Genomic DNA, 25894 nt, shown 5'->3' with positions numbered 1-25894 from the left:
CCGCTGCATCTCGCCGCGATCTTACTCGCGCATTTGGCCTGCATGAGCCTGATCGTGTGGCTGTCGCTTTAGACGCCAGCCAGGACCCCCGCTCGCCGGCCCGGCCTTAAGGAAAAAATCAGGACAACATAAGGAACCCATAAGGACTTACGAGACGCCGCTGGCCTAGCATCGACCGTGTGATCGCGTCGGTAACAGGATGCCTCATCCCGCGGCTTGTCCAGGCAATCACAACTCGCTCTCGGGTTGCCGATCCCGACTGGACGGGCTTACAGTGATCCGCCCTGCGGCCGTCGACGCTTGCAATGGGAAGGCGACCTTCGGGCTGGAGATCAGCGCCATGTCAGCCGATCAGTATCTTCGTTACGATCCGTCCGTCGAACACATCCTGCCGGAGGAAGCGGCGGCGGTCGAGGAGATCGTTGCTTCGATTTCGCGAACGAGTGATCGCACTTTTCGCAAAAACAAGCATGGGACCCGGCAGCAGCACGCCAAGGGCGCCGGCTATCTCCGGGGCGAGCTGATCGTCTACGACAATTTGCCGGATCATCTGCGCCAAGGCCTGTTCAAGCAGGCTGGCCACTTCCCGATCATCGTCCGCCTCTCCACCGCATTCAACAGGAGCGATCGTGTACGTTCGCCGCGAGGGTTTGCCATCAAGGTTTTGGGTGTGACGGGGGCTAAGGCGCTCGGCGACGACGATTCGACGAACCAGGATCTCCTGCTCGTCAATCACCCCAGCTATTTCGCGGATGCGATGGCCTATATGCGCGCACAGCACAAGGTCGAGCACACCCTGTTCCTGCCTGATCTGGCGTACGGACCCATAGGCTTTTTGGCGCGCGCCCTGGTCGCCGCATCGGACAGAACGGGCATTCCGATCCCGATCGTCTTGAAAGCGCTCGGTGATGCCGGCAGCAACATCCTCGGAGAGACCTTTCACACCGAGGGTGCATTGCGGTTTGGCGATTATATCGCAAGGCTTCGCCTGATGCCGATGTCGGCGTCGGTTCGCCAACTCACCGGCCGACCCTGCCACGATGCCGATGATGCCGTGCTGAACAGCGTCGTTGCCTTCTTCAAGGATAATGCGGCCGAGTACGAATTATTCGCCCAGCTCTGCACCGACCTCGAGCGAACACCGATCGAAGATGCCTCGATCGACTGGCCTGAAGACGTCGCGCCGCCGCAAGCACTCGGCAAGATCACGCTTCCGCGCCAGACCGCCGACAGCCCCGCGCGTCGCGTCTATTCCGACGAGGTGCTTTCGTTCGATCCATGGCGATGTCTCGCCGCGCATCAGCCGCTCGGCTCGATCATGCGATTGCGCAGGGATGCCTACCGTGCCTCCCGCACGCTGCGGCAGCAGCAAAATCAATTCAAGGTCAAGCAACGGCCCGGCGAACCGCGAGAGATCGCGGACCTGCCGGATTGAGCCGATCAGCGTCCCGCAATATCGGGCCCGGTGTCCCGGCCTGCGTCGAAAAAGGATGCCGAGCGCAGCGGATCATTGGGATCAAGCGTCTCTGCCAGCGATGCGATCACCTGGCAGGAGCGGTCCCGCCACTTGGCAGCCCTTTGCGCTTGTCCGAGGCTCTCATAGAGCCCCGCGGTCGTGCGGTAAACCCGCCAGGTGGCATGCGGCAACCTGGCATGGCGGAGGATCGACATGGCCGCCGACAGATGCCCGCCGGCGAGTTGCGCATCGTGCTTCAGCATCGCAATTCTCGCCATGGCCTCGTAGCACAGCGCGAGAAACGGCCGGTCAGGTGCCGCGCTCGTCACCTCGTGAAACTGGCTGGCCGAGCCCTGGGCACGGTCCAGATCGCCGATCGCGATCCAATAGTCGCAGCAAGTCAGCAGATAATGGGGGATGACCAGCGACTCCATCGGCACCCGGTCGACCTCCATTCGCCGCTCCATCGCATCGAGATGCTGCCGCGCCCGAGCCAGGTCGCCCATCCTGACATAAGCTCGCGCCAGCAGATTCCTGCCAACGAAGAAGGTGAACGGATTGGCCTCGATCATCGGGCCGAGCGCATCCTCCGCACGCCGTGACGCGCTGCCATATTCCTCCGCCTCGGAGTACAGCCATCCGATCGCGAGATGACACAGCGCGACGGCCTGCGGATTTGCATTCCGCTCCGAGATAGCCAACGCGGAGACGAGGTTTCGTTGCGCCTGGCCCCATTCGCCGAGATAAATCTGGGCAAACGCCTCGACCGATTCATAAAGCACGAACAGATAGACGTCACCGACCAGGCGGGCGAGCTCCTTTCCCCTGGTCGTCGCATCGCAGCAGGCCGGATAATTCGCGCGCAGAAACTCCAGCACCATTTCCATCGAGCAGCGTCGCAGCCGCATGCTCAGATCCTGCTCTCCGGTGATCAGTGCTGACGCACGCTCGGCAAGGTCCGCATTCTCACGATCCCAGCCGCGGAGCATCAGCTTCAGATTGGCAACGTTGCCCTGGACCAGAGCGCTGAATGCGGCGTCGTCGATCGCCCTGCTTTTGATAAGGGCCTGTTCCGCAACAGGCAGGCTCTGGCGCCGATCGACGTAAAGACAGAATCTGCTGAGATCGACCAGCGCGTTCACCTCTTCGCGCACGTGCCCGTTCTCCGCCGCGTGCGCCACGATAGCGCTGAGATCCTGCAGGGAATTCAGGAAATCTCCACTGGCCCGCCAGGCCCAGGCGCGCTGAAGCAGCAACTTCAGACGTGTCGTCACCCGAAATTCCGGCGGCAGATGCGGCACCAGCTCCAAGGCGCGGGACAGGTAATTGGCGGCCTCGCGCGTGCTGAACCTTCGCGCCGAGCCCTCGGCCGCCGCGCCCAGATAATGCATCGCTTTCGGGAAATCACGGCCCAGTTCGAAATGGCGCGCGACAACGGCGGCGATCTCCGCAGCCTGCGGCCCATAGCCCTGCTCGAGCCCCGCCCCAAGCAGCGCATGGGTTTTCGCGCAGCGCGCTGGTGCGAGCCGCTGGTAGAGGATCTCCTGGTAAAGCGCGTGCTGGAACGCATAGCGACCGGAGACGCTTCCGTTCGGCCACTCGGTCATGCCGGCCCCGACGATAATGCGATCGGTCCGTGCCAGGTCCTCGCACATCTGCTCGACATCCAGCACGGGACGGTCCAGCGCACCGGCGATATGGAGCGCGGAAAACTCCGCTCCCGCCGCACTGGCGACCTCGAGCAGGCAGCGCTCGTCTTCGGTGAGGTGATCGATCTGCTGCTTGATCATTCCTTCCAGATCGCGCGGCATGCTGTCATGCGAGGCCGCGTCTTCGCTGACCAGCCGCCAGCCCAATTCGTGCTCGACCAGTGCACCCTGCGCCACGAGATGATCGAGCAGAGACGACACGAACAGAGGATGCCCGCCGGTTCGCGCGAAGATGCGCTCGACCAGCTCTCTGGCAAAATCGGCCGAGTTGAAGCGCAGGGACAGATAGCGTTCGACGTCGGTGCCGGTCAGTCGATCGAGCGCGAGCTCGGTGGCGTGTCCGTGAATCCGCAAGTCCTGATGAACGGCACGGATAGGATGTCCGCCGACGGCGACTTCCATCGGCCGGTAGGTGGCGAGCACGAGGATAGAAGCCCTCCGATCCCGCCGCGCCAGCCGGGAGAGCACATCCACGGTGGCAAAGTCGCTCCAATGCAGATCTTCCAGGATGATCACCCATGGTCGCGTGACAGCGAGATGTTCCATGAGATCGGAAAATTCGCGCAGCATGCGCTCCCGCGTTGCGCCAAAGACCTCATGCTGGAATGTGGCCCGCTCTGCTTCGCCGAGGAAACCGGGCATCTGCGCGAGCCAGGTCGGCGCGTGCTCGCGGATGGACGTCAGCAGCGATGCTCCATCGGTGCGACGGCAGCACTCGTTCAGCGCTCCGATCAGCGGAAGAAAGGCCTCATGGGTGCCGAACAACTCGTTGCAGCTACAATGCAGCACGCCCAGTCCCTGCTGGTTCATCCTGTCGAGCGTCATTTGCAAGAGGGTGGTCTTGCCGATCCCGGCCTCGCCGGTGATGAAGACGACCTGACGCTGTCCGGTGCGAGCGAGTTGCAATGCCTTCTCCAGCGTGTCGAGTGCCCCGGTGCGCCCGACTCTCCAGTGCCGGCGTCGATCGACGACCTGCTCCGTGACGGAAGCGGTCTCTTCTTCGGGCGCCCGCTCGATCGCAGGCAAGTCGGCGGTCGCGACCGGCGCAATGAAACGATAGCCGCGCCGCGTGACCGTCTCGATGTAATTGGGGGACTGCCTGTCGTCGCCGAGCACCGAGCGTAGCGCGTTCACGGCAACGGCGAGGCTCGACTCGCTGACGTGCAGATCGGACCAGACCGCGTCGAGCAACTCTTCCTTGGTGACGAGCTCACCGGGCCGACCGACGAGATAGCAAAGAACCTCGAACGGCTTCGGCGCCAGCGCGATCCGCTCCCCGCCTCGCCACAACAGCGCGTTGGCACGGTCGAGGCGGAATTCACCAAAGGCAAGCGCGTCTCTACGCACGGCTCAGACCCCCGGATGCTCGCCCATCTTAAGGGAAAGCTCAGCCAAATGTAAGGACGCGATAAAGACCTGCGCCCTGCGCCGGCACTAGCATTGGCCTGTCCATTTCAGAGACGCCGGCAAGGCGTCGGACGGCCTTTTCATCACGCTGTCATTTCAGTCGGCAGGCAGTCGATGCCTGAATTTTGGCAAGGAGTTGGCCATGAGCATTCTAAAACATCTGGCGATCTCGCCTCTCGCTTTTGCCATTCGCCATTACGACATCAGGGTCATATTGGGCCTCACCGTCCTCAGCCGCATCTTCCTCGTCGCCATCTACCTTGCGTGCGGCGGCCCGGGCCTGTCCGAGTTCGATCTCGCCAACGCCATCGCGCTGCCATGAGCTCGGGACCGCTCGAATGGTGCATCGAGATCGCGATCATCGTCGCGATCTGCATCGGGATTGTCGTGGGCGGGCATGGCCGGCTCGTCGTGCCGCATCACCGGGTTCAGCGCGCGCAAGCCGATCGGGCCGCTTGCATTCAGCGGCCCTCAAACCTCTTCAGCGTCGTCGCCCTGCGGCGAGCGGGTCCGCCCGTTTGATCGATCACCAATACGCGCGGTGATAGTGCCGGTAATACGGCCGGTAGTAGCCGTAACGAGGGCCGAAATACGGGCGGTAAGGCCGATAGTAGCGCGGATAAGCATAGGCCGGACCATAGCCGTAATAGGCCGGCGCATAACCATAGCCGTAGCCCGGGTATCCGTAGCCGCCATAATAGGGCCCGCCGCCATAGTAGCCATAGCCATAGGGCGCGCTGCTGGCGATGGCACCTGCGATGATCGCGCCAGCGGCAAGGCCGCCGAGACCCCATCCAAAACCTCGGCCGCGCCAGTGCACCTGCGTGACATCGTCGCCGACGGCGGCCTTCATGGTTGCGACATTGGTGGGCAGCGGAGCCGCCGCCGCCTGCTGAATCCCCCCCGCCATGACCGCGGCGGCGAGCGAACCGGCGACTGCCGTTTTCCAGACCCTCATCGTCTCACTCCTTTCTGACGTTTGGCTTGGACATGGATCGCAGCGCCATCATCGGGCATCCTGGCGCGAGGTCAAAGCCTCGAGTTTTGCGTGCACCGCACAAGACGCATGCCTCCATTCTGATCAACCGGTACCTGACGGGCTCGACAACCTTGCCGCGAGTGACACCGGCAGGACGGTGCCTGGGGCCCGATCACGGCGGCAAAGCATTAAGCTTCCGGCGCATTCGCAACCAACAACCACCTTCCCGATTTACTATTCGTGCCGTTACTATCGGTTCCAAATGAGCGCGGCCGGGAGGCTTCTCGCGAGCGCAAGAGTTGTGGGAGGATGACATGAGTGCCGCGAGACCCGAGCCGCTTGCCCGTCAGGCGCTGGCGTTTGTCCTGGCCGGCGGACGCGGCAGCCGGCTGCTGGAGCTGACCGACCGTCGCGCCAAGCCTGCGGTCTATTTCGGCGGAAAATCCCGCATCATCGATTTCGCGCTGTCGAACGCGGTGAACTCGGGCATCCGCCGCATCGCCGTCGCCACCCAGTACAAGGCGCACAGCCTGATCCGGCACCTTCAGATGGGCTGGAACTTCTTCCGCCCCGAGCGCAACGAGAGCTTCGACATCCTCCCGGCGAGCCAGCGCGTCTCCGAAAACATGTGGTATGTCGGCACGGCCGATGCAGTCTACCAGAACATCGACATCATCGAATCCCACGCCTGCCGCTTCATCGTCGTTCTCGCCGGCGACCATATCTATAAAATGGATTACGAGGTGATGCTGCGCCAGCACGTCGACAGCGGCGCCGACGTCACCGTCGGCTGCCTGGAGATGCCGCGCCAGGAATCTTCCGGCTTCGGCATCATGCATATCGACGAGAACGGCTGGATCAAAGAGTTCCTGGAAAAGCCGAAAGATCCGCCGCCGATGCCGGGCAAGCCGGACGTTTCGCTCGCCAGCATGGGCATCTACGTGTTCGACGCAAAATTCCTGTTCGAAGAGCTCAAGCGCGACGCCGAGGATCCGAATTCCAACCACGATTTCGGCAAGGACATCATCCCCTACCTCGTCAAGAACGGCCGCGCCATGGCGCACCAGTATTCGACCTCCTGCGTTCGCTCGGGCAGCGACCCCCGCGCCTATTGGCGCGACGTCGGCACGGTCGACGCCTATTGGGCCGCCAATATCGACCTCACCGACGTAGTGCCCGAGCTCGATTTGTTCGACAGCGCCTGGCCGATCTGGTCCTATTCCGAGATCACACCACCGGCAAAATTCGTCCACGACGAGGAGAGCCGGCGCGGCCAGGCCGTGAGCTCGCTGGTCTCGGGCGGCTGCATCATTTCCGGCGCCTCGCTGCGGCGCTCACTGCTGTTCACCGGCGTGCGCGTCAACTCCTACGCCAATGTCGAGAACGCCGTGATCATGCCCTATGTCAATGTCGGCCGCGGCGCGCGCCTGAAGAACGTCGTGATCGATCGCGGCGTCGAGATCCCGGAAGGGCTCGTCGTCGGCGAAGATCCCGAGCTGGACGCAAGACGCTTCCGCACCACCGAGCAGGGCATTTCGCTCATCACCCAGCCGATGCTCGACAGGCTCAATACATGACGCCTGTTCGCGTCCTCGCGGTCGCCTCTGAAGTCTATCCCATCGTCAAGACTGGCGGTCTCGCCGATGTCGCGGGCGCGCTGCCGATTGCGCTCAAGGCGCATGGCGTCGAGATGCGCACCTTGATGCCAGGCTATCCTGACGTGATGCGGGTGCTGGGGGGAGCCGACGAAATCCGGCGCTGGCCGGATTATTTCGGCGGACCCGGACGTCTGCTCGCCGGCTCGCATGACGGCCTCGATCTGTTCGTGCTCGACGTGCCGCATCTCTACGCACGGCCTGGCAACCCCTACGTGACGCCCGAAGGCGTCGACTGGCCGGACAATGGCGTGCGGTTCGCCGCGCTCTCGCGCATCGCGGCCGATATCGGCCACGGCCTCGTTCCCGCCTTCGTGCCCGACGTGGTGCATGCCCATGACTGGCAGGCCGGGCTCGCGCCGGCCTATCTGCACTATGACAATCGGCCGCGGCCGGCCACCGTGATGACCATCCACAACATGGCCTATCAGGGCAAGTTCGTGCCCGAGCTGATTGGTTCGATTGGCCTGCCGTGGCGCGCCTACGGCGTCAACGACCTCGAATATTTCGGCGGCATCAGTTTCTTGAAGGCCGGCCTGCAATTCGCCGATCGCATCACCACGGTCTCGCCGACCTATGCGCAGGAGATCCAGACCGACGAGGGCGGCATGGGGTTCGGCGGCCTGCTTCGCGCCCGCGCGAACGCGCTGAGCGGAATCCTCAACGGCATCGATGTATCCGTTTGGAATCCGCAAGAAGATCCGCACATCGCCTACCGCTTCGGCGCGGAGGACCTCACGTTCCGGGCCGCGAACAAGGCGGTGCTTCAGCAACAGTTCAATCTGGATTCCTCGGACGAAGCGCCATTGCTCGGCGTCATCAGCCGCCTGTCGTGGCAGAAGGGGCTCGATCTCCTGCTCGAAGCCATTCCGACCATTTTGCGCGAAGGCATGCAGCTCGCTTTGCTCGGCAGCGGCGATCGCGATCTCCAGGATCGCTATCAGGCCGTAGCGCGCGCGAACCCTGGCCGGATCGGGGTCGTGATCGGCTACGACGAGATCATGGCGCATCTGATCCAGGCCGGCTCGGACGCGCTCATCGTGCCCTCGCGGTTCGAGCCATGCGGCCTGACCCAGCTCTGCGCGTTGCGCTACGGCGCCGTGCCCATCGTCTCGCGGGTCGGCGGCCTCGAGGATACCATCGTCGATATCGGCGAGGCCGATAAATCAGGCCGCGATGCCACCGGCTTCAAGTTCGCACCCGTCACCGCGGATGCCCTCGCCGGCACGCTGCGCAAGGCCAACATCGCCTTCCACGACAAGCTGACCTGGCGCCGGCTGCAACTGAGCGGCCTTGCGACCGACGTGTCCTGGCGCAACCGCGCCGGTGACTATGCCGCGCTCTATCGCGGCCTCATGACCGCGCGCGCCTGAGGCGCGACCATCCTCGAATCAATGCTATAGAGCCGCCATGGACCCGTTCTTGATCAAGCTGATCGGCTTTGCCGCCGCGACCTGCACCACCGTGGCCTACGCGCCGCAAGCCATCAAAGTGTGGAAGACCCGCTCCACCGGCGATATTTCGCTCGGCATGTTCCTGGTCATGGTGCTTGGGCTGGCGCTCTGGCTCGTCTATGGCCTGCTGTCGGGCGATGCGCCCCTCGTCGCCGCGAACGCCATCACCATGGTGCTCGCCGGCGGCATCCTGTTCATGAAGCTGAAATACGGGTGAGCCACTCTTCTTCACCTCTCCTCGCTTGCGGGAAGAGGAGAAGATCACCCGCCAAACACATACGACGCCATCGCGACATTCGCGACCTCGTCGACGAAGACGCGCTTGCCCGTGTCGCTGACGGCGGCGCCGGCGGCCACCATCAGCGGCAGCAGATGATCTTCGCGCGGATGGGCCAGGCGCGCACTCGGCGCGTTCTCCCAGTCAACCAGCATCGCGTTGCGCCGCGCCGCGTCCTTGTGGCTGATCGCCTCGTTCAGGTAAGCCTCGAAATCATACGAGACCGGCTTCGATTCGGCACGGCCGAACCCGCGCATGTTGTGATAGGTGAGTCCGCTGCCGACGATCAGAATGCCTTCGTCGCGTAGGGAGGCAATCGCCTGCCCCATCCTGATGTGCTCGGCCGGATCGTAACTCGATCTCAGCGACAGCAGCACGATCGGCATGTCGGCGTTCGGATACATCAGCCCGAGCGGCACGAAGGTGCCGTGATCGAACCCCTGGTTGGGATCCTCCCGGCAATCAACACCCGCGCGCGTGAGCAGCGCCTTTACCTCCGCGGCGAGCTCGGGCCGCCCCGGCGCCGGGTATTTGAGGTGATAGGTGTGCTCGGGGAAACCGTGATAATCGTACACCATCGGCGGATGCGCGGAAGTCGACACGGTGAAGGCGTCAGCCTCCCAATGTCCTGATATGACGAGCACGGCCTTGGGCCTCTCCGGCAAGAGCTGTGGCAGCCGGCCGAACGCCTCGGCGGTTTTCGCGTATTGCACCCGCCTGTCTTCCATGAACGGCCACGGACCGCCGCCATGCGACAGGAAGAAGGTGGGAAATCGCACCATGGGCGAAGGCTCGTTTCGTTGGCAACATGCGCGTGCGAGTTGCCCGCGCGATCGGCCGCGAGCATAGGCAAACCCGTATGGTTAGCAAGACGTTAACGATTTGCTGCCCAGAATCCCGGGCGTAGCCGAAGGAGTCGGCCAGCAGCCAGGGACGTGAAATGAAGAAGTTTGCGTTGGGGGATGTCGTCAACAGTGACAAGGGCCGCCGCGGCGTCGTTCGCGCCGCCTACAAGTCGAAGGAAGGCCAGCAGTTCTACGCCGTCGAGAAAGACGGCGCGATGGATTATCTGGAGGAAGACCGGCTAAGCCCGGCGCCGCGCGTCGAGCTCGCGGCTTAAGTCCAACTCATCCCTCTAATGCGCGAACCGGTCCAGACGCTCCGACCAGGGGTCGTCTCCGCTCGCGATGCCATCGTTCGCGATCAGCAGCAGGCGATCGCTGCCTGCGGCCGAATCCCAATGCGGCAGGTCCGCACCGTTGGGATCGCCGCTCCTGGCGAAATTGATCCAGTAGGCGCGCATGCGATTTGCGACCTCGCGATCGGCTCCTGACAAGATGCCTGCACCGGGCATGCCTTCGACGCCGAAGATGAACTGCAATTCCCGCCCGTGACCGCCCTCGGGGTTTGCGCGCCGTGCCTCCGGCACATAGGTGAAGCGATAGCGAAAGGTCGGCGCACCGCTGGCGGCATGCAGGCGCGCCAGCAGTCTCACTGGCTCGGAGAAGACCCTGTCGGTGTAGAACCTTGCCGCGCGGTCCGAAGGTCTGGCGAGATCGGGATAGAGCCTGCGCAGCTCATCGCTGGTGGTGCCTGACGATGCCAGCTCTTCCCGGATATCCAGCTCGCCGTCGAAACCGGTCTCGTCGTCGTTCGAGCCGATGATCAAGGGGATGCGGCTCTCATGTCCAGCTGCGAAGCCCGCGGCGACCTCCTCGCTCACCAGACTCCCATCGATCGTCGGCGCGAAGCTGCGCGGCGATTTTTCCAGGAAATGTTTTTCGACGGCAAGCAGGCGTTGCGGTTCGGCTGTACGTAAATCGGCCTGTCGCCCCAGCACCGCCACGAATTGCCGCCCCACAATTTCGGCCTCTTGTGCCGAACGCAGGCGCGCACGGCCGGGGATCGATTGCAGAATGGCTTTCTGGAAGAGATCGCGCGATTGCTCCGACAGCATCAGCAGCGCGATCGACGTTGCGCCTGCGCCACTGCCGAACAAGGTGACGTTGGTGGGATCACCGCCGAAGGCCGCGATGTTGTCGTGCACCCAATGCAGCGCCGCGATCTGGTCCATCAGGCCGAAATTGCCGGAGCCGCCTTCCGACAGCGCGGGATCGCTGAGCCAGCCGAACGCGCCGAGGCGAAAATTCACGGTCACCACGATGAGGCCGGCTTGCGCGAGCCTGGCACCGTCGAACAGCGGATCATTCGCGGTGCCGCTGACGAAAGCGCCGTCGTGGATGAACATCATCACCGGTAGCGGGCCGTCGACCCCGAACGGACGAAACACGTTCAGCGTGAGGCAATCCTCGCTCGATCCCGGCAGCGAGGGCTGAAGACACGGCGCGCCATAGGCATAGGCGGTGCGCATCTCCGAACTCTCGGGTGCAGCCTGCGGCGGACGCCAGCGCAGCGGTCCGAGCGGCGCGGCCACATAGGCCAGCCCCTTGAACGAGGCCACCTCGCCTTCGACGGCGCCAAGCATCTGTCCTTCGCGCGTCAGCGCAAATGGAAACTGGCCGACCGGCTGGGCCACGACCGAGCCGGCGCAACAGAGGACGAGTGACGTCGCAAAAAGCGCGAACACGGACCGCATCTTCGGAGCATCTCGACGCGCGGAAGGATTTTGGGCAGGTTATGTCCGTGGCCCGCCGCGAAGCAAGCGCCGCGGCTGCGCCTAGCTCCGCTTGGCGGCAAGCTCCGCCAGTGCGTGCCGTGCGATGATGCCGAGCTCGCCGAGCGTGGAGTGACCGGACCGCGCCGCCTCGATCAGCCGCTCGGCGATGAACCTGCGGCTGTCGTGATCGCCGCCGTGAGGCAGTTGGCGGCACGTCTCCTCCAGGACGACGTCCATGTTCGCTTTGGTCCGCTCACTCAACTCTGTCATGACGCCCGTTTGCACGCGTGGCAAAAACAAGAGCATACACAGGTGGATCGACCCTGATTAGCCCGGGAAATCACGGCCCTTGTGCATCGCGATGCGTGTGCCGCCGCAACATTCACGCGGCCATGATGACGCCGCAAATGGCTACCGAAGATTGCACATGCCGTGATGACAAGCCGAACCTGCAGCGATAGCCTGCGGGCAAAACAAAACACACGGGAGGAAATGCCATGCCTGATGCAATGGTTGCTGCACGTGCCTCGGACACGGGGCGCGGAACCAGCCAGCAGGTCGATGTTGCCGTGGTCGGTGCCGGATTTGCCGGCCTCTATCTTCTGCATCGGCTACGCAAGGCCGGCCTGACGGCGGTCGGCCTCGAAGAAGCCGGCGACGTCGGCGGCACCTGGTACTGGAACCGATATCCCGGGGCGCGCTGCGACATCCAGACCATTGATTACAGCTACACCTTCGATCCCGACCTCGAGACCGCATGGACCTGGTCGGAGAAATATGCGACCCAGCCCGAGATCCTGCGCTATCTCGGCTTCGTCGCCGACCGCTACGATCTCAGGCGTGACATCCGCTTCAAGACCAAGGTCACGGAAGCGAAATGGGACGAGGCGATCGAGCGCTGGCAGCTCACCACCGATAATGGCCCGCCGGTCTCCTGCCGCCATTACATCATGGCCACCGGCTGCCTCTCGGCGCCCAAGCCGCCGGAGATCGACGGCGTGAAGGACTTCAAGGGCGAGGTCTATTTCACCGGACGCTGGCCGCATGACGGCGTCCATCTCGGCGGCAAGCGCGTCGCGGTGATCGGCACGGGATCGTCGGCCATTCAGTCGATCCCGCTGATCGCCGAGCAGGCTGCGCACCTGACCGTGTTCCAGCGCACCCCGAATTTCGCGCTTCCGGCGCACAACGGTCCCGCGCCGTCCGATCGCATGAGCCTGCTGCAAGGCGATCGCGCGGCCTATCGCGAGCAGGCGCGCCAGTCGATGGCCGGCGTGCCCTATCCGCAGCAGACGGTCGTTAGCTGGCAATTAAGCGATGCCGAGCGTCGTGAGCGGTTCGAACGCGCTTGGGCGGCCGGCGACCTCGTCCACATCCTGACCCAGCTCTGGGCCGACCAGGCGGTCGACATCGACGGCAACAAGATCGTCCAGGACCTGATCCGCGAGAAGATCCGCGCCGCCGTCAAAGACCCCGAGACCGCCGCGGCGCTGATGCCGGACGATCATCCGTTCGGCGCCAAACGCCCCTGCCTCGATACCAACTATTACGCGACCTACAACCGGCCGAACGTCACGCTGGTCAATCTGCGTCAGGAGCCGATCAAGGCGATCACCGCAAGTGGGATCACGACGGCCAAGCGCAGCGTCGACGTGGACGTGATCGTGTTCGCGACCGGCTTCGACGCCATGACCGGCGCGATCCGCGCCGTGCATCCGATCACCGGACGTGGCGGCAAGTCGCTCACCGACGTCTGGGCGCAGGGGCCGCAGACCTATCTCGGCCTCACCGTCGCAGGCTTCCCGAACTTCTTCATGATCACCGGTCCCGGCAGCCCGTCGGTGCTGTCGAACATGGCGGTGTCAATCGAGCAGCATGTCGACTGGGTCGTCGACCGGCTCAAAGCATTGCGCGACGGCGGCTTCACCACGATCGAGCCGACCGAGACGGCGCAAGCCGGCTGGAACAGGCACATGGCCGATTGCTCGATGGTGACGCTGCACCGGCTCGCCAACACCTGGTACACGGGCGCCAACGTGCCCGGCAAGGTGCAGGGCCTGATGCCCTATACCGGCGGCGTCGGTCCCTATCGCAGCATCTGCGACGAGGTGGTCAGCCGCGGCATGCTCGGCTTCAAGCTGACCGGCCCCGACGTCGCCGCGCAATGCAATGACGGCGAGGTGGTGCGGCTGCAGCCGGACGTGCGGCTGGTGCTGAACCTGCTGGCGTCACTCAACCTGCCGCCGATCGAGTCGATGGGCGCCCTCGGCGCCCGCGCCTTCGTCGACGAGTTCAACAAGGGCCGCCCGGCGGGACGGCCGATCGGCGAGATCGTCGACGGCACCCTGACAGGCGCCGACGGTCCGCTGCCTTACTAGGTATACCGGCCGGCAACGCCGGGGCCGCATCCGGTGGTGGTCTATTTCCACGGCGGCGGCTGGGTGCTCGGCGACGAGCAGTCGGACGAGCCGTTCTGCCGCGACATGGTGCGGCGGACCGGCATGATGCTGGTCAGCGTCGGCTATCGTCATGCGCCCGAGCGTCGTTTCCCGGCCGCGGCCGAAGACGGCTATGCGGCGACGCGCTGGATCGCCGAGCACGCCGCCGAGCTCGGCGGCAGGCCGGGCCCGGTGCTGGTCGCGGGCTGGAGCGCCGGCGGCAACATCGCCGCCGTCACCTGCCAGCTTGCGCGCGATCGCGGCGGCCCTGAGATCGCGGGCCAACTCCTGATCTGCCCGGTCACCGACTGCACCTTCGACCGCCCCTCCTACAACGACAATGCGACCGGCTATTTCCTGACGCGCTCGCTGATGTACTGGTTCTGGGACCTCTACTGCTCGCCGACCGACCGCACCGATCCACGCGCCTCGCCGCTCCGCGGCAAGGTCGAAAGGCTACCGCCGGCCTTCGTCGTCACCTGCGAATTCGATCCCCTGCGCGACGAAGGCATCGCCTATGCCGAGGCGATGGCAGCCGCCGGCGTCCCGGTCGAGCAACTCAAGGCGCGTGGCCATTTCCATTCGTCCTTCACGATGGTGGACGTGATCATCACCGGCGCGCCGAGCCGGGTGCAGATGGCCGAGGCCTTGCGGCGCTTTGCCGGGCTTCCGCCCGAAGTTGGTCGCGGCGATGAGACCAGCCACGGGCACACCAGCCCGGGCCATAAAATCGCGGCGGCCGCGAGCTGAAAGCAAACATTTGCCGGGAACTATTTCCCGGTCATCGCGTTTGGTGCTGAGGCATTGAGATGCAGTAATGGGTGTAGGCCCCGGTACGCACGATCGTGTGCCGGGGTCTTTTTGCGTGAGGCGGGACGATGGGGGACGTGGTTGGGGATTCAAAGGTCGACTTTGGTGTCCTTGCGGTGCTGCATAAATGGCCGTCGCTTGCGAACCAGCGACGGTCGGACCGAGCGTCCTACCAGGTGATCGAGGGTACGCTCGACGAATGCATCTCGGCGTTCATGGCGAAGCCGGCGGCGACCAGGCATCTCTATGAGATCCGCACCATCGCGCAACCGCCGCTGGTCACGGACATTCTCTCGCCCGAGCACATCACGGAGCTGGCGCGGCTGCGCGAATTTCTCTGATCCTCGCAGAAGCACCGGCTGAGCGCGGGAACCTTCTGCCGGTTTTTCCCGTTGATGGTGATCGGAAGCGAAGGCGTGAGTGCCTCACATGCTTGAAGCCGGCGTGCCAGCCCCTGTCGTGCCCTATGGCGCAGACCAGACCCTGTTCGTGGTGATCGACCGCCTCGACAAGGCGACCGAAATTCGCGTCGAGCGAAGCGATCTCGACGCCACGATCGGCGAGCTCGTCGCTGGCTGCTTCAACGACCCCATCAAGGTCATCTCGTTCAACACGCTGGAGCACTGGATGAAGGACATCTCGACCGATGTCGCCGGCGAGATCCGGGCGCGCTGTGACATTGATGGCATGACGCTGCCGGACTATCTCAGCGACTTCGTCGAAAGCCACAGCTGAGCGCGCATGGGGATGAGAATCAGGCGCGCCGGTACTTGCCGGCGATGACCTCGATCTCGCGGCGGCGTTCGTGCGCGAAGGTCAGGAGCTTTTCGATCGTCAATGTATCCGTGATCCGTTTGGCCAGCCGCTCGGCGCGTGCGGCCTGATCTTCGAGATACTGGATCGTGGTCAAACGCCGCCTCCCAAGAGCTTAGATCTAGTCCCGAATGATTGGGTATCCATGGTGGCTTGAGGCGGCTAACAGCCGGTTAAGCACAGCGCTTCGGATCGATGCAGCCGCAAATTATTGCACCACGTCGAGCCGGACATTGGTGACACCCTTGTCGACCATGCCGAGCGCCTCCGCCGCGGAGGGAGAGACGTCGACCACGCGTCCGCGAACATACGGCCCGCGATCGTTGATCCTGACGGTGACGAAGCGGCCGGATGAGACATCGGTGACGCGCAGCTTGGTGCCGAACGGCAGGCTGGGATGGGCCGCGGTCAATTCGTTCTTGTCGAACCTCTCGCCGCTCGCCGTCTCCGTGTCCGAATAGAAACTGGCGACGCCGTGGGAGACGCTCTGCTTTGCATCACCGTCGGGGATGCGCGCCCGGCTGATCGGACGCGGATGCAGCGCCGCCACCCTGTGCGGTCGTTCGACAGCGGCCTGGCGGTGGGTGCCGAGATCGGCCTTCTGGTGGCCGACCGGCGATTGCGCACACGCCGCAAGCGACGCCGCGCCGATGGTGGCGAGCAGGATCCGGCACAGGCTTGCCGGCGAAATCCGGGCATTTTCGGCACGTGCAAAGCAAGACATGATGCGCCCTCCGAATGGCCCCGAGTTTCGGTGGGCAATGAGGGCAGAACCTTGTCGGAACGAAAGCGCGCCTGAGGCCGCAGCCGTTTCGGGTTAGCTGTGGCGATTCCACCACACTGGCTTGTCCTGAATCGAGACAGGCTCGTGGGATAAGCCCGATACGACGCGCCAGATCGGGCGCGTCTCCGGCGGAACCTCGTCAGGTTCGGCGCCGCTCCTCGAGAGCCGCGCGAGCTCGCGCCGATAGAGCCGCTGCCAGCCGGTCTTCAAGCTGGCGAGAAAGTCGAGCTCCCGTTGTGTCAGCGTGCACATCATGAACCCGATCCGGTTGCGAGAGCCGCGTCGTCAGCCGACGAGGCCTCCCATCGGTTTGACGTCGGCGCTGCCCGGGAAGACGGCTTCTGCGAGCACCTTCTCCTCGACGCGCAGATGATCCCTCAGCAGGCCTTTCAGCACCGCGCGCAAATCCGTGGTCGGCTTGAGATCGCGATCCTCGAAGAGTTGCGCCGGCTTCAGACCGGGCCAGTCCGCGATCACGCGACCACCGTTGAGCCCGCCGCCGATCAGGAAAGCGACCGTGCCCGTGCCGTGGTCGGTACCCTGCGTACCGTTGATGCGCGCGGTTCGCCCGAACTCGGTGACGACGGCCACGACTGTTTCGCGCCACGCTTCGCCCATATTGCTCTCGATCGCGGCAAAGGCGCCGTCGAGAGCACCGAGCAGATTGTAGAGCTGGCCCGAGGCCACGCCCTCGGCGATGTGCGTATCCCAGCCGACGAAGCCCATGGCGCCGACACGCGGGCCGTCAGGCTTGGCGAGATAGCGCGCGGCCGTGCCGGCGGCTTCGGCGAAATAGGCGCGCACGCGCGCGATGCCGGGCGGCGGCAAGGTCGGATCGTCGGACATCGGATCGCCCGCGCCTGGTGCGCCGCCGAGCGAAGCGAGCCTCATGCGGGCCTGGAGCACGGTCGCAAGCTTCGGATCGGTGTGCTGGTAGAGATCGAGCAGGCGGTTCTGCGTGTCCTCGCTCGCCGGCAACAATCTCTGCGGCACCCATGTCATGACGGGCGCCGAACCGCGCACCACCAGCGGCGTCACGGAGCCGATGCCGAGCGCGCGGCTGCCGCGCGGGTCGACACGCCCGCTGGATTCCAGCGCGAGCAGCGCGCGGTTGAGCCATCCCGAGCTGGTCATGCCCGGCTTGACGAGCCCGCTTTCCAGCACGTCCTGGCCGTCGAAATGCGAACGCTCGCGATAGGGCGTCGCGGCGGCATGGACGATCGCAGCCTTGCCGCTCTTGTAGAGCCGATGCAGATTCGGCATCGCCGGATTGAGCGCGAAGAAGGCATCGAGCGGCAGCGCGGGCGGCTTGCCGTCCAGCACCAGCGCACGATCGCCGCGCAAGGAGATCCAGTCGGGATCGCCGACCGGCGCAACCGCGCCAAGGCCGTCGAGCGCACCGCGCAGCACAATGACCAGCAGGCGCGGATCGCGCCCTTCGGCACGCGCGATCCGCGGCATCTGGCTCCACGTGAACAGCGCGCCGGAGCCGACCAGAAGCTCGCGCCGCGTGGGCAGATGATGGTCAAAGCCCATGGTCACCTCCTCTGGAAATCCGCCGACATGAACAACAGCGCGAGCGCCTGCTGCCGGCTCTCGGCGCGGCCGACGGCCTGCTTCACCTCGGGTGATATCTCCGATGCGAAGACGTCCTCGATGATCGCCTGCGGATCAGCCGTACCGGCGAGGCGCTCGGCAAAATTGTTGGCGATGTCGAGCCGCCGGCCGACGCCGTCGATCCAGCTCGCCTCGTCGTCCGGATAGCCCTTGGGCGCGGATGGACGCCACAGCGCCTCGCCGAGCAGCTCCAGCCCGCCGGTGAAGCGGACTGGATCGACCGTCGTGGCGCCGGTCGCGCGCACCATGCCAACGCCCCACTCGCTGGGACGCTTGAGCTTCGACGGCGGCCCGCGCCAGGCCTCGTCCGAGGACACCATCGCGATCGCGACCTGCTTAAGATCGCCCTCGGTGTCGCGAAAAGTCTTCGCCATCTGCTCGATCAGCACAGGCGGCGGCTCGTCGGCGACGAAATGGCGCGCGAGCTTGGTCGCGATATGGGTTGCGGTCGCCGGATGCGCGGCGAGATCGCGCAGCACCGCGCGGCCCTGCTCGGCATCCTCCTGCTCGTAGCGCTTGCCGAGCACGGTTTGCCCGCCGGGCTCGTGCAGCCGCGGATTGAAGGTGAACTCGCCACCGTGCTCGGGATTGTCGCCGGGCGGCACCAGCGTCCATCCCGTCAACACATTGGCGAAGCTGATGACGTCGTCCTGGGTGTAGCCGGCGCGCACGCCGAGCGTATGCAGCTCCATGATCTCGCGCGCGATGTTCTCGTTGAGGCCGCGGCTGCGGTTGATGCCGGCGATCGAGTTCGCACCCATCGAGCCGAGATTGTCGAGATAGAACAGCATCGCCGGATGGCCCTCGACGGCCAACAGGAGATCGACGAAGCGGCCGAGCATATTGGCGCGAACGGCTTCGCGCTCATAGGCGCCGGACATGCTCTGGATCTTGTTGGCCGAGATGCAGAAATGGTTGGACCAGAACCACACCAGCCGCTCGGCGAAGCCGATCTCGGCGGCAAGCGCGGCTTCCGTGCGCAGCTTGGCTTCCTGCAAATAGATCGGACGCCCGGGATCGGGCACGGCCTCGGCCGCCTGCTTGGCCGCCATCTCGGCGGCGTCCTTGTCCGCACCCTGCCCTTGCGTCTGGTCTTCCGACATTGTCGGCGCGGACGCCGTCTGCTGCCTCTTGGCCTGCTGCTGCGCCTGCTTGGCCCTAGCCGCGCGCCGCGCATTGGCGTCGGCAACGGTGCGATAGGCCTTTGCGCTGGTGGGAAGGACGGCGGCGGCGGTCAGCGTGAGCGGCCGGTCGAGATCGGCGATCAGTGCGCCGCGCGGGTCGGTGCCGACGGCGGCGATCGATCCCGGTCGCGGCCCCATCCCGAAGCGATGAAGCGCCAGCACAGCTTCGGCCTTTGCGGAATTGGTCATCGCGAACGCCTGATTTTCTCGAGCCTGCCAGCGGCACGCCGCGCAAGGCTACGAACCGTAATGCTACATATCGTAGCATTTGCGGTGCTGGCCCGCAAGCAGAGATTGCGCTGTCCCGTCCGATATCGCGAGCCGCCCATCCGGCGTGACTGATGGACGGCCGCAACGCTCCTAGAAATTCGGCCCGAGCGCGATCTTGGTGATCGTGCCGTTCCTGACGCCGATCCGCCATTCCGCCGAGCCGTTGGCGAACTGGGCGATGTAGATGTCGCTGTCGAGCGCGGTGACGCCGCGGAACGAGACCGCACGCAGCGCGCCGAGCTTCGCCAGGATCGCCTGGTCGAACGGAAGCTGCTGCCGCGTGATGTCGGCGACTTCCGACGTCATGTGCTCGTAGTCCGGCTGGCCCTTGCCGACATCAGCGATATAGCGGCGCAGCATATCCTCGCCATTGGCGATCGGAACGGCGCGGCGGGCGGCGCGCCCCGGCTTCGCGCCCATGTTGGAAGCCTCGACATTGTGGAAGCGCGTCTGCCGACCCGGCATCAGCACCTCGAGGCACCGTCCGGACTTGTCGGCGATCACCCAGGGATTGTTCACCGTGGTCGTGGCCGCCCAGCTCATGTTGGGCCGGACCACGCTCTGGGCCTTGCGATTGCCGTCGGCATCGAGATTGAAGACGCGGATGTCCTCGCCCATCTCGTTGTAGACCATGATCCGGATCGGCGAAGTGCCGGCGCGGCCGCGCACATTCGCCTCCTCGGCGCACGTGACGATGCCGCCGAGCTCATCATTGCCGTCGGCCCGGAAGATGACGTCGCCGGCCTTGCCGTCTGGCTCGAGCAGCAGGCGGAATTCCGCCGTGCCGTTCTCGAATTTCGCACCATAGATGTCGTAGCCGCCCGGTCCGACGCCGCGGAAGAACAGCGACTCCACCGGACCGAGGGCGACGAAGGTCGCGTGCAACTCGTCGACCTGGCGGTGGACCTTGGCGGCGAGCGGTGCGCTCATCCGGTCGTAGTTCGGCGTGCCGCTGCGCAGATCCTCGATCCCGCGCAGGATCATCTCCTTGCCGCCGGCGACCGGGACCTGCTCGCGGAAACGATCGGGGACTTCCGCAACGCGACGCGCGAAGTCGGCCTCGATCGCCTGCGCCGCGGCCGCATCGATCCGCGGTGCGAGGCGGGCGCCGAACACCGCGTTCTGGACCAGCACGCGCGAGACCCTGGCCTGCTCGTCGCGCAGGAAAACCAGCAGATTGTCGCCACGGATCGAGAAGGCGTCGGCCCCCTCAGCGAGGAGCGCAGCCCGGCCCTGTACGGTTTCCTGCACCTGGAGCCGATCCCCGTCGCGGTCCACCGTGAGCACGCGGTTCGGTGCGATCCTGTACCAGCCCACATATTGATCGAGTGATCCGGAATCGGTGGCCGCCGTCGGCATCTCGGCAACGAGAAGTGCGCGGATGTCGCGTCCATTCATGCGCAGCATCAGCTCGGCGGAGCGGCGCTCCGCATCGAGCGGGAACGTGATCTCACCGGACGAGGCGGGGTAGGATGCGATGCCGTCAGTGCCGACCGTCAGGCGCAATTTGCGCTGCCCGGTGAGCTGGCCGTAGACCTCGTCGCCGTCGCGGAAGATCGCGAACACCGAGGTCGGACCCATGGCGTAGAAATTGACGAAGGGGCGGTAATGCTGGGCCGGCACCTCTCCACTATCCGCGGCGAGCGGCGCAGGCTCCGGCGTGCGATAGGCGATCATGCCGGCGGACACGATCACGGCCGGGACGATCGCAGCCGCGATCCACGCCCGCTTGCGCCAGCCGACCGCGACGGGCATCGCGGCGGCCGCGATGATGCGCTCGACGCGGGCGCGCACGGTCGAGGCCCGCGCCATCGCGAGCTCGACCGGCCGCGGGTTTACCGTGCTTGCAAAATCAAGCAGGATTTCCGCATAGGACAGCCGGTCGTCGATCACCTCGATGGCCTCGGCGTCGCTGATGATCTCGGCAAGTTCGGCCAGACGCGCGAGCTGCCACCACGAGAACGGGCTGAACCAGAACACCGCGCGATTGAGGGAGGCGAGCAGGAGTATATAGAAATCGCGGTTGGCGACATGCGCGCCCTCATGCGCGAGCACCGCGAGGCGCTTCTTGGCGTCCCAGCCGGAAAATTGCGGCGGCACCAGAATGGTCGAGCCAAACGTGACGGGACCGCCGACGTCGCGGCTGACGCGCACATCGGCGTCGACCATGCGCGGACCGTTGATCGGCCTTGCCGCGCGCGCGAGGCGCCAGGTCAGACAGAGGCCGATGGCCAGCCGCAGCAGCAACAGGCTGGCGACGCCGGCATGGATGACGGTAGCGATCAGCCACCAATTGATTGAGACGCCGTTCTTCGACGGCGGAATCGCCGCGCCGGGCGTCATCGGCTGCATGGGCTGCGGCATCTCGAACGTCGAGATATCAACTGGCATGACATCAGCCGGCACCGATACCGGCGATGGCAGCCGGGTGATCGTGACCGTCGGCCAATGCATCACGAACGGCATCGCCAGCGACGCCAGCAGCACGACGACCCACGCCGTCATGTGGACGTGCGGATTGCGCACGCGAAACAGGTTGAGGCCGAACCAGACGACGCCTCCCAGCACAAGGGAGCGCAGCGCCGCCTCCGCCAGAGTTGCGATCATTCTTTCTTCACTCCCCTCGCCTTCTTCGCCTTGGCCACCTGGTCGGCCAGTGTGCGCAACTGCTGCTGATCGAGCATCGCATTGTCGACCATGCCGACGAGGACCTCCTCCATCGAGCCGTTGCAGAACCAGTCGACGATGCGCTGCACCGCCTTGGCCGCAACCCGCGCGCGCTCTTCGGCTGCGTGGTAGACATAGGTGCGTCCGTCCACCGTGTGCCGAGCATAGCCCTTTTCTTCCAGCCGGCGCAGCACCGTGCGGACTGTCGATTCCTTCAGCCGACGCGACAGCTTCTCGCGCACAATTTCGGCCGTCACAGGACCATGGGCCCAAACCAGTTGCATGACCTCGTGCTCGAGGTCGCCCAGTTCGGGCAAACGATCGTCCATGGCGGCTTACCTTGATTGAATTTCTTGTAACGCTACAGAGCGTCGCATATACGGCCGCGCCGCGCAACCGGGTTTCTACCTGAAATGGTATCGCTGTGCTGACCTAACGTGGCTTGCTTCAAGCGGTCGTCGGGCCCGGGCTTGTCCGGGGCATCCACGTTCTTCGTACCATCCGGCGAGGCGTGGATGGCCGGGACATAGGCGAGCGGAAGCGACGCCGTCCTTCGGACGGCTATGCCCGGCCATGACGAGGCGGAGGCCTCAGTACTGCGGCTCGTACATCTGGGACTGAACCAGTCCCTTCACGTCGTTCGGCGCGGGTCCGTCCGCGAGCCCGCGCTGAAAGGCGACATCGGCGACGGCGGCGGCGATACGCACCGAGACTTCGCGGATGCGTGGCAGCGCCGGGTAGAGGCTGCCTTGCGCGAGATCGTCCTTGCCGACGCAATCGGCGAGCGTATGGGCGGCCGCCATGAACATCTCGTCCGTGACCAGCCGCGAGCGGCTGGCGATGACGCCGAGGCCGACGCCCGGGAAGATGTAGGAGTTGTTGCCCTGGCGCGGCACGAAGGTTCGGCCGTTGAGCTTGACGGGGTCATACGGACTGCCGCAGGCAAACAGCGCGCGGCCTCCGGTGTAGCGGTAGGCGTCCTCCGCCGAACATTCGGCCTTCGAAGTCGGATTGGAGAGCGCGAACACGATCGGCTGCTCGTTGAGCTCGGCCATCGCCTTGAGCACGTCGGGCGTGAAGGCGCCACCGACCGCGGCAACACCGATGATGGCGGTCGGCTTCAGCGTCCTGATCGCGGTGAGGAAATCGGCGATCGGCGCCTGACCGGCATGGGCATAACGGAGCTTGTGACCGGACAGGCCTTGGCGGGCGCCAACGACGAGGCCGCGGGAATCCACCAGCCAGTTGCGCCGCAGCGCCTCGGCTTCAGAGGCACCTTCCGCCATCATCGCGGACGTCACGAGATCGGCGATGCCGGTCGCGGCCTCGCCGGCGCCGAGGAACAGGATGCGCTGGTCCTTCAGCTTGCCGCCGTTGACGCGCAGCGCCGAAAACAGGCCGGCGAGCGCCACCGCAGCCGTGCCCTGGATGTCGTCGTTGAAGACGCAGGCCTCATCGCGGTATTTGTGCAGCAGCTTGAACGCCGAGTGGTTGGCGAAATCCTCGAACTGGATCAGCACACCCGGAAAGGTCTTTCGCGCGGCGACCATGAACTCGTCGACGAAGCTGTCATAGGCCTCGCCCGTGAGCCGCCGCTCGCGCAGGCCGAGATAATACGGGTCCTTCAGGAGCTCTTCGTTGTTGGTGCCGACGTCGAGCACGATCGGCAGGCACGTTTCGGGATGCACGCCGGCGCAGGCCGAATAGAGCGAGAGCTTTCCGACCGGAATGCCCATTCCGTTGGCGCCGAGATCGCCGAGGCCGAGGATGCGCTCGCCATCGGTGACGACGATCAGCTTGGCCGGATAGGGCCAGTTCTTCAGGATCTCGGCGATCTGGCCGCGATCGCGCGAGGAGATGAACATGCCGCGTGGCCGCTGGAAAATCAGGCCGTATTTCTGGCAGGCGAGCCCGACCGTCGGCGTGTAGATGATCGGTTGAATCTCGTCGATATTGTCGACGACGACGCGGAAGAACAGCGCCTCGTTGCGGTCGTGCAAGGCATTCAGCGCGACATATTTCTCGAGATCGGTCGGCAGCGTGCGCAGATTGACCAGCACGCGCTCGACCTGGGTCTCCATCGTCAGCACGCAAGGCGGCAGCAGGCCGCGCAGGCCGAGATCGTCGCGCTCCTGCGCGGAGAAGGCGGTGCCCTTGTTGAGCAGGGGATCGCGCAGCAGCGCCATGCCGTGCACGGAATCGGACGATGTCGAATGGGCGCTGACCCGAGCAGGTCTATTCACGAATTCCCCCAGGGAGTTTCTTATTGAAGGGCGAGCATTGTCGGCCAGCACTCACCTGAGATCAAGGACGCAGAAAACTGCGGCAAGCATTGTGATCCCGCACCGCAGCGAGGTTTTGGTGACAGACCGGTCGTCGTGCGCACGAAAAGGTTAACGCCGCGAGGCTGTCGTTCTCCTCATGGTGAGGAGCGCGGAACGCGCGTCTCCGGACGATGCTTTGCATCGCCGGGCGAACCACGCAGGCCCTGCTCTCGCTTGCGGCGCATCCTTCGAGACACCCGCTCCGCGGGCTCCTCAGGATGAGGCAGTGGTATTATTCCGCCTTGATGTCGGCGGCCTTCACGATCGGCCACCATTTCTCGGTCTCGGCCTTCTGGAAGGCTCCGAGCGCTGCGGGCGTCTGCTGATCGGGCGGAGGAATCTCCTGCCCCAATTCGCCAAACCGCTGCTTGACGGTGGGATCGGCAAGCACGGTGACAATGGCTGCGTTGAGCTTTGTGACGATCTCCTTCGGCGTGTTCTTCGGTGCCCAGATGCCGTGCCAGTAGGAGATGTAGAGACCGGGCAACCCCGCCTCGTCGACCGTCGGGATATCGGGCGCGGAGGCGAGCCGCGTCGGCGACGTCACCGCGAACGCCTTGATCGCACCGTTCTTGTAGTGCGGCAGCGAGTTCGAGGCCTGATCGAACATGATGTCGATCTGCCCGGCCACGAGGTCGATCATGGCGGGCCCCGCGCCGCGATACGGCACGAACTGGAAGTCGGTGCCGGTCCTCTCCTTGAAGAAGACACCGGCGACGTGGGCCCCCGTGCCGGCGCCGGCCGTGCCGGCAGTCACCTTGCCGGGGTTGGCCTTCAGCCACGCGATCATCTCTTTCAGAGTGTTGGCTTCGAGCGTCTTCCGGCCGACGATGAGCTGCGTGCCCATCGCGATCGTCGCGACCGGCTCGAAATCGGCGATCACGTCGTATGGCAGCTTGAAGATCGCGCCGTTGAGCACATGCGTGCCCCAATGGCCGATCGTGATCGTGGTGCCATCAGGCGTTGCGCGCGCGACGCGGGCGCCGGCGATGCTGCCGGAGGCGCCGGCGATGTTCTCCACCACGATCGACGTGTGCAATTCAGCGGCGATGCGTTCGGACAGGATGCGCGCCAGCGTATCGGTCGGACCGCCCGCCGCGAACGGCACCACGAGGGTGATCGGCCGCGACGGAAACGGCTGGGCGCTTAGCGGCGCGATCAACCCATAGGCGATCAGCCCAGCAATGACGATCGCATGATTATGCAATCCGGCCCACAGCCCCCGCATCAGTCTCCCCCCACGCTTTTTGTCGCCCGCATGTTGTCAGCAGGCTGGAGCCGGAGTGAACGCTGCGGCGCGGGCCGAGGCAAGCTGAAAATGATGTCGGACAGCTTAGCACTACTTTGGCAGATTGTTGATTTTGCCGCGATTTATAGGATTCCCGAATCAATTTTTCAATGATTCATGGGTGGTCGGCTCTTGGAGGGCTGAC

Annotated in this window: 22 protein-coding genes and 1 pseudogene; 9 read left to right on the top strand and 14 right to left on the bottom strand. The window is 64.8% G+C overall.

Going from position 1 to position 25894, the window contains the following annotated elements; genetic code table 11:
* The first annotated feature begins 340 nt into the window (after positions 1 to 340).
* Entirely contained in the window at positions 341 to 1435 is a 1095-nt protein-coding gene (locus tag IVB42_RS14205; RefSeq protein WP_026233377.1) for a catalase family protein, read from the top strand.
* Positions 1436 to 1440: 5 nt separating this feature from the next.
* Here IVB42_RS14205 and IVB42_RS14200 read toward each other — a convergent pair whose 3' ends face one another.
* Positions 1441 to 4512 carry an AAA family ATPase gene (locus tag IVB42_RS14200; RefSeq protein ID WP_247294805.1) on the bottom strand — a complete coding sequence of 1024 codons (3072 nt, stop codon included), beginning with the start codon at positions 4510 to 4512 and terminating at the stop codon, positions 1441 to 1443.
* Positions 4513 to 4714: 202 nt separating this feature from the next.
* Here IVB42_RS14200 and IVB42_RS14195 point away from each other — a divergent pair, with 202 nt between their 5' ends.
* Positions 4715 to 4894: a hypothetical protein gene (locus IVB42_RS14195; protein ID WP_018457475.1), complete on the top strand. Its 180-nt coding sequence runs from the start codon at positions 4715 to 4717 to the stop codon at positions 4892 to 4894.
* A gap of 204 nt (positions 4895 to 5098) precedes the next feature.
* Here the strand turns inward: IVB42_RS14195 and IVB42_RS14190 are convergent, their stop codons facing one another.
* Positions 5099 to 5530: a hypothetical protein gene (locus IVB42_RS14190; RefSeq protein ID WP_018457473.1), complete on the bottom strand. Its 432-nt coding sequence runs from the start codon at positions 5528 to 5530 to the stop codon at positions 5099 to 5101.
* 335 nt (positions 5531 to 5865) lie between these two features.
* On the opposite strand from IVB42_RS14190, the gene glgC reads away from it, so the two are divergent.
* From glgC to IVB42_RS14175, 3 genes are read left to right on the top strand one after another with little or no spacing between them, the layout of a single operon-like run.
* A complete protein-coding gene (glgC, locus tag IVB42_RS14185) occupies positions 5866 to 7128 on the top strand; it encodes a glucose-1-phosphate adenylyltransferase (RefSeq protein WP_007613273.1) in 1263 nt (420 codons plus the stop codon).
* Positions 7125 to 8579 carry a glycogen synthase GlgA gene (gene glgA, locus IVB42_RS14180; protein ID WP_018457472.1) on the top strand — a complete coding sequence of 485 codons (1455 nt, stop codon included), beginning with the start codon at positions 7125 to 7127 and terminating at the stop codon, positions 8577 to 8579. The genes glgC and glgA overlap by 4 nt, the downstream gene beginning before the upstream one ends.
* 37 nt (positions 8580 to 8616) lie before the next feature.
* On the top strand, positions 8617 to 8877 hold the full coding sequence (locus tag IVB42_RS14175; protein ID WP_018457471.1) for a SemiSWEET transporter: 261 nt from the start codon (positions 8617 to 8619) through the stop codon (positions 8875 to 8877).
* 44 nt (positions 8878 to 8921) lie between these two features.
* On the opposite strand, the gene IVB42_RS14170 is transcribed toward IVB42_RS14175, so the two are convergent.
* Complete coding sequence (locus IVB42_RS14170; protein ID WP_247294809.1) at positions 8922 to 9719, bottom strand: class III extradiol ring-cleavage dioxygenase; 798 nt, start codon at positions 9717 to 9719, stop codon at positions 8922 to 8924.
* A 158-nt stretch (positions 9720 to 9877) separates the two neighbouring features.
* Here IVB42_RS14170 and IVB42_RS14165 point away from each other — a divergent pair, with 158 nt between their 5' ends.
* Positions 9878 to 10057, top strand: a complete 180-nt coding sequence (locus IVB42_RS14165) for a hypothetical protein (RefSeq protein WP_007601069.1) — start codon at positions 9878 to 9880, stop codon at positions 10055 to 10057.
* Between the two features lie 15 nt (positions 10058 to 10072).
* Here the strand turns inward: IVB42_RS14165 and IVB42_RS14160 are convergent, their stop codons facing one another.
* Positions 10073 to 11533, bottom strand: a complete 1461-nt coding sequence (locus IVB42_RS14160) for a carboxylesterase family protein (protein ID WP_018457469.1) — start codon at positions 11531 to 11533, stop codon at positions 10073 to 10075.
* A gap of 81 nt (positions 11534 to 11614) precedes the next feature.
* Positions 11615 to 11860 (bottom strand): hypothetical protein, encoded by a 246-nt coding sequence (locus IVB42_RS14155; protein ID WP_018457468.1) that lies wholly within the window; start codon positions 11858 to 11860, stop codon positions 11615 to 11617.
* A gap of 191 nt (positions 11861 to 12051) precedes the next feature.
* Between IVB42_RS14155 and IVB42_RS14150 the strand changes: the two are divergent.
* The 3 genes and pseudogenes from IVB42_RS14150 to IVB42_RS14140 all read left to right on the top strand — a co-directional run bounded on the left by IVB42_RS14150 (position 12052) and on the right by IVB42_RS14140 (position 15537).
* Positions 12052 to 14742, top strand: a pseudogene (locus tag IVB42_RS14150) (alpha/beta hydrolase fold domain-containing protein).
* Positions 14743 to 14870: 128 nt separating this feature from the next.
* Positions 14871 to 15143: a hypothetical protein gene (locus tag IVB42_RS14145; RefSeq protein ID WP_018457466.1), complete on the top strand. Its 273-nt coding sequence runs from the start codon at positions 14871 to 14873 to the stop codon at positions 15141 to 15143.
* A gap of 88 nt (positions 15144 to 15231) precedes the next feature.
* Positions 15232 to 15537: a hypothetical protein gene (locus IVB42_RS14140; RefSeq protein WP_018457465.1), complete on the top strand. Its 306-nt coding sequence runs from the start codon at positions 15232 to 15234 to the stop codon at positions 15535 to 15537.
* A gap of 19 nt (positions 15538 to 15556) precedes the next feature.
* Here IVB42_RS14140 and IVB42_RS14135 read toward each other — a convergent pair whose 3' ends face one another.
* From IVB42_RS14135 to IVB42_RS14095, 9 genes are all read right to left on the bottom strand, one after another.
* On the bottom strand, positions 15557 to 15712 hold the full coding sequence (locus IVB42_RS14135; protein WP_018457464.1) for a hypothetical protein: 156 nt from the start codon (positions 15710 to 15712) through the stop codon (positions 15557 to 15559).
* 111 nt (positions 15713 to 15823) lie between these two features.
* Positions 15824 to 16339 (bottom strand): septal ring lytic transglycosylase RlpA family protein, encoded by a 516-nt coding sequence (locus IVB42_RS14130; RefSeq protein WP_018457463.1) that lies wholly within the window; start codon positions 16337 to 16339, stop codon positions 15824 to 15826.
* Between the two features lie 93 nt (positions 16340 to 16432).
* Positions 16433 to 16654 carry a hypothetical protein gene (locus IVB42_RS14125; RefSeq protein WP_026233375.1) on the bottom strand — a complete coding sequence of 74 codons (222 nt, stop codon included), beginning with the start codon at positions 16652 to 16654 and terminating at the stop codon, positions 16433 to 16435.
* Between the two features lie 30 nt (positions 16655 to 16684).
* Entirely contained in the window at positions 16685 to 17935 is a 1251-nt protein-coding gene (locus IVB42_RS14120) for a DUF1501 domain-containing protein (protein WP_018457461.1), read from the bottom strand.
* A gap of 2 nt (positions 17936 to 17937) precedes the next feature.
* Positions 17938 to 19389 (bottom strand): DUF1800 family protein, encoded by a 1452-nt coding sequence (locus IVB42_RS14115; protein WP_018457460.1) that lies wholly within the window; start codon positions 19387 to 19389, stop codon positions 17938 to 17940.
* A gap of 171 nt (positions 19390 to 19560) precedes the next feature.
* Entirely contained in the window at positions 19561 to 22077 is a 2517-nt protein-coding gene (locus IVB42_RS14110) for a M56 family metallopeptidase (RefSeq protein ID WP_018457459.1), read from the bottom strand.
* A complete protein-coding gene (locus IVB42_RS14105; protein WP_018457458.1) occupies positions 22074 to 22466 on the bottom strand; it encodes a BlaI/MecI/CopY family transcriptional regulator in 393 nt (130 codons plus the stop codon). The genes IVB42_RS14110 and IVB42_RS14105 overlap by 4 nt, the downstream gene beginning before the upstream one ends.
* Before the next feature lie 261 nt (positions 22467 to 22727).
* Positions 22728 to 24380, bottom strand: coding sequence for an NAD-dependent malic enzyme (locus tag IVB42_RS14100; protein ID WP_083926483.1), 1653 nt, complete (start codon positions 24378 to 24380; stop codon positions 22728 to 22730).
* Positions 24381 to 24693: 313 nt separating this feature from the next.
* Entirely contained in the window at positions 24694 to 25689 is a 996-nt protein-coding gene (locus IVB42_RS14095) for a tripartite tricarboxylate transporter substrate-binding protein (RefSeq protein WP_085350245.1), read from the bottom strand.
* Between the last annotated feature and the right edge of the window lie 205 nt (positions 25690 to 25894).

Source organism: Bradyrhizobium sp. 45, from assembly GCF_023073155.1.
GTDB classification, from domain to species: Bacteria; Pseudomonadota; Alphaproteobacteria; order Rhizobiales; family Xanthobacteraceae; genus Bradyrhizobium; species Bradyrhizobium canariense_D.
The sequence above is the reverse complement of the archived record's forward strand: the minus strand, read 5'-3'. Positions and strand labels throughout refer to the sequence as shown.

What these genes read in the sequence shown, in the direction of transcription:
- IVB42_RS14120 (WP_018457461.1), bottom strand. Translation starts at nt 17,935, where the DNA reads ATGGGCTTTGACCATCATCTGCCCACGCGGCGCGAGCTTCTGGTCGGC.
- IVB42_RS14175 (WP_018457471.1), top strand. Translation starts at nt 8,617, where the DNA reads ATGGACCCGTTCTTGATCAAGCTGATCGGCTTTGCCGCCGCGACCTGC.
- IVB42_RS14160 (WP_018457469.1), bottom strand. Translation starts at nt 11,533, where the DNA reads ATGCGGTCCGTGTTCGCGCTTTTTGCGACGTCACTCGTCCTCTGTTGC.
- IVB42_RS14130 (WP_018457463.1), bottom strand. Translation starts at nt 16,339, where the DNA reads ATGTCTTGCTTTGCACGTGCCGAAAATGCCCGGATTTCGCCGGCAAGC.
- IVB42_RS14095 (WP_085350245.1), bottom strand. Translation starts at nt 25,689, where the DNA reads ATGCGGGGGCTGTGGGCCGGATTGCATAATCATGCGATCGTCATTGCT.
- IVB42_RS14105 (WP_018457458.1), bottom strand. Translation starts at nt 22,466, where the DNA reads ATGGACGATCGTTTGCCCGAACTGGGCGACCTCGAGCACGAGGTCATG.
- IVB42_RS14140 (WP_018457465.1), top strand. Translation starts at nt 15,232, where the DNA reads ATGCTTGAAGCCGGCGTGCCAGCCCCTGTCGTGCCCTATGGCGCAGAC.
- IVB42_RS14205 (WP_026233377.1), top strand. Translation starts at nt 341, where the DNA reads ATGTCAGCCGATCAGTATCTTCGTTACGATCCGTCCGTCGAACACATC.
- IVB42_RS14165 (WP_007601069.1), top strand. Translation starts at nt 9,878, where the DNA reads ATGAAGAAGTTTGCGTTGGGGGATGTCGTCAACAGTGACAAGGGCCGC.
- IVB42_RS14110 (WP_018457459.1), bottom strand. Translation starts at nt 22,077, where the DNA reads ATGATCGCAACTCTGGCGGAGGCGGCGCTGCGCTCCCTTGTGCTGGGA.
- IVB42_RS14190 (WP_018457473.1), bottom strand. Translation starts at nt 5,530, where the DNA reads ATGAGGGTCTGGAAAACGGCAGTCGCCGGTTCGCTCGCCGCCGCGGTC.
- IVB42_RS14155 (WP_018457468.1), bottom strand. Translation starts at nt 11,860, where the DNA reads ATGCTCTTGTTTTTGCCACGCGTGCAAACGGGCGTCATGACAGAGTTG.
- IVB42_RS14125 (WP_026233375.1), bottom strand. Translation starts at nt 16,654, where the DNA reads ATGATGTGCACGCTGACACAACGGGAGCTCGACTTTCTCGCCAGCTTG.
- glgA (WP_018457472.1), top strand. Translation starts at nt 7,125, where the DNA reads ATGACGCCTGTTCGCGTCCTCGCGGTCGCCTCTGAAGTCTATCCCATC.
- IVB42_RS14195 (WP_018457475.1), top strand. Translation starts at nt 4,715, where the DNA reads ATGAGCATTCTAAAACATCTGGCGATCTCGCCTCTCGCTTTTGCCATT.
- glgC (WP_007613273.1), top strand. Translation starts at nt 5,866, where the DNA reads ATGAGTGCCGCGAGACCCGAGCCGCTTGCCCGTCAGGCGCTGGCGTTT.
- IVB42_RS14115 (WP_018457460.1), bottom strand. Translation starts at nt 19,389, where the DNA reads ATGACCAATTCCGCAAAGGCCGAAGCTGTGCTGGCGCTTCATCGCTTC.
- IVB42_RS14170 (WP_247294809.1), bottom strand. Translation starts at nt 9,719, where the DNA reads ATGGTGCGATTTCCCACCTTCTTCCTGTCGCATGGCGGCGGTCCGTGG.
- IVB42_RS14145 (WP_018457466.1), top strand. Translation starts at nt 14,871, where the DNA reads ATGGGGGACGTGGTTGGGGATTCAAAGGTCGACTTTGGTGTCCTTGCG.